General features: G+C 38.5%; 3 protein-coding genes. All 3 read left to right on the forward strand.

The genetic code is table 11. The features are described 5' to 3' along the window. A partial coding sequence (locus B3I52_RS12115; protein ID WP_293301606.1) for a hypothetical protein occupies positions 1-185 on the forward strand: 185 nt, incomplete at its 5' end. A gap of 203 nt (positions 186-388) precedes the next feature. Further along, complete coding sequence (locus tag B3I52_RS12120) at positions 389-1555, forward strand: homogentisate 1,2-dioxygenase (protein WP_293301607.1); 1167 nt, start codon at positions 389-391, stop codon at positions 1553-1555. An 82-nt stretch (positions 1556-1637) separates the two neighbouring features. Next, positions 1638-2768, forward strand: a complete 1131-nt coding sequence (hppD, locus tag B3I52_RS12125) for a 4-hydroxyphenylpyruvate dioxygenase (protein ID WP_293301608.1) — start codon at positions 1638-1640, stop codon at positions 2766-2768. Positions 2769-3126 lie beyond the last annotated feature (358 nt).

Here is a 3126-nt window from a genome sequence, read left to right on the forward strand (position 1 = left end):
ATTTATTCTTATTGAAATTTAAACAGTTTCTAATGGATTTTAGCCCAAAAAATAAATTCCCCTATACTTTTATCCCTTTAGCAGCTGTGGCTAAATCTTCCAAATGCACAATGGGTTATTATTATGTCAATTTTAATCACAAAGCTATTGCGCCATTATATAAAAAGCGTAACTTCGTTAAATAATGAAACAAAACATGACATATTATACCTTACAGGCTGCGGCAGTATTTGCGGCTTATAGGTTCAATATGTTGTCTAAAATAATATTTGCGCAATATTCTTAGATCATCCACCTGTTTCGAACGTGCTTAAAGCGTTCTTAAAATGCTATTAAAGCGCTCTCTGTTACCGATCGTTTTTAATTCTAACCAAAATTTATCCATACTATGCCTATTTATCATACCTTGGGAGCTATTCCTCCTAAAAGACATACTGTTTTTCGTAAACCTAATGGCGATTTATATGCCGAAGAACTGGTATCTACCGAAGGCTTTTCGAGTTTATATTCGTTAGTGTATCATTGCCATCCGCCAACTATTGTAAAGGCCATAGGCGAACCTTATAGTGTTGAGCCTAAAATTGCCCGCGAAAAACATTTACGCCATACCAGCTTGTTGGGTTTTAACATACAACCAGCAGACGATTATTTGCAAAGCCGTAAACCTGTGTTGGTAAACAGCGATTTGCATATTTCTTTGGCCGCTCCCCGCAAGTCTATGACGGATTATTTTTATAAGAACAGTCAGGCTGATGAAGTAATTTTTATTCACGAAGGCACCGGGAAATTAAAAACAGGCTTTGGCGAAATTGCTTTCGAATACGGCGACTATCTGGTAATTCCGCGTGGTACTATTTATCAGCTGGAGTTTAACGATGAGAAAAACCGCTTGTTCATTGTAGAAAGTTTTAGTCCTATTCGTACTCCAAAAAGATATAGAAATGCCTTTGGTCAGTTAGAAGAACATTCGCCTTTTTGCGAACGCGATATTAAGCGCCCAGAAAATCTACAAACTTTTGATGAAACCGGAGATTTAAAGGTGTTAATTAAAAAGCAGGGAGTGATGTACCCTTATACCTATGGTACACATCCTTTTGATTTTGTAGGTTGGGATGGTTTTCATTACCCTTGGGCATTTTCTATCCATGATTTTGAACCCATCACCGGACGCTTGCACCAACCGCCACCTGTGCACCAAACTTTCGAAGGCCATAATTTTGTGATTTGCTCTTTCGTGCCGCGTAAGTACGATTACCATCCGCTAGCAATTCCCGCACCTTACAACCACAGTAATGTAGATAGCGATGAAGTTTTATATTACGTAGATGGCGATTTTATGAGCCGAAAAAGTGTAGTGAAAGGCCAAATAACCTTACACCCAGGTGGTATTCCACATGGCCCACATCCCGGAACGGTAGAAAAATCTATCGGCCAAGAAAAAACCGAAGAACTTGCCGTAATGATTGATCCTTTTAGACCACTGATGTTAACCGAAGATGCCATTGCAATTGAAGATGAAAGTTATCATACAAGTTGGCAGGTAAACGTAGAATAGGAGCAGTATTTAAGAATTTTCAGGATAAGAGAGAATTGAATTTTTTAACCTTACAACTTTCAAACATTACAACAAACACATAATGAACACACAAACATTTGCAGAGAAAATTGCTAAAGCGCAAGATTTTCTTCCCATTAACGGAACGGATTATATAGAATTTTACGTAGGTAATGCCAAACAGGCGGCACATTACTATAAAACTGCTTTCGGTTTTCAATCGTTAGCCTATGCTGGCCCCGAAACTGGCGTTAGGGATAGGGCTTCTTACGTTTTGCAGCAAGGAAAAATTCGCTTAATTTTAACTACCGCACTAAAATCAGACCATGCCATTGCAGAACATGTAAAAAAACACGGCGACGGTGTAAAAGTATTGGCCCTTTGGGTGGAGGATGCTTACAGTGCATTTGAAGAAACCACCAAAAGAGGCGCAAAACCTTATTTAGCACCTCAAACCCTAACAGACGAGCATGGCGAAGTGAAAATGTCGGGTATTTACACTTACGGCGAAACTATCCACATGTTTATTGAGCGCAAAAATTACAACGGAGTTTTTATGCCGGGCTACCAAAAATGGGAAAGCCAATACAACCCAATTGATGCGGGCTTATTATACATCGACCACTGCGTTGGCAATGTTGGCTGGAACCGCATGAACGAAACTGTAAAATGGTACGAAGACGTAATGGGCTTTGTAAACATCCTATCGTTTGATGATAAGCAAATTAATACCGAATATTCTGCTTTAATGAGCAAGGTAATGAGTAACGGAAACGGTTATTCTAAATTCCCAATTAACGAACCGGCAGAAGGAATTAAGAAATCGCAAATTGAGGAATATTTAGAGTTTTACGAAGGCGAAGGTGTGCAGCATATTGCGGTGGCAACTAACGATATTGTAAAAACAGTAAAGCAATTAAAAGAAAGAGGAGTAGAGTTTTTAAGTGCGCCACCACAAGCCTATTACGAGATGATGCCAGAGCGAGTTGGCGAAATAGATGAAGAGATTAACCGACTAAAAGAGCTAGGTATCTTGGTAGATTGTGATGAAGAGGGGTATTTACTTCAAATTTTCACCAAGCCAGTAGAAGATAGGCCGACTTTGTTTTTCGAGATTATTCAGCGTAAGGGCGCACAAAGTTTTGGTGCCGGTAACTTTAAGGCATTGTTCGAAAGTTTAGAACGTGAGCAAGCCTTAAGAGGGAATTTGTAAGTCGCTGCCATCATTTCGAGCGTAACAGAACACCGAAAAAGAGCTTGGCAAAATCTTTGTATTAAACAAATACAAAGATTTTGCCTCGTTCGAAATGATGCGATAGAAGCTAACAATGCCCTAATAAATAATATAACACTACAAAAATTACAACGGTAGATAAACAACCGCCACCCAATTTCCAAGCGCCCCAACCGGCAAATACTGTTCTGAAAAAGTTATTCATAAGCTAAATTTAATTAGATAGAGATAACCATATAAAGCTTAAAAGGTTTTAAAACAGAGTGAAAATTGTGCATATAGCCTATTTTACATTAAGAAACTGTTTAAAAATGATATTAATATTTTACAGGTTGGG

Origin of the sequence: Pedobacter sp. UBA4863 (assembly GCF_002399615.1) — a bacterium.
GTDB lineage: Bacteria > Bacteroidota > Bacteroidia > Sphingobacteriales > Sphingobacteriaceae > Pedobacter.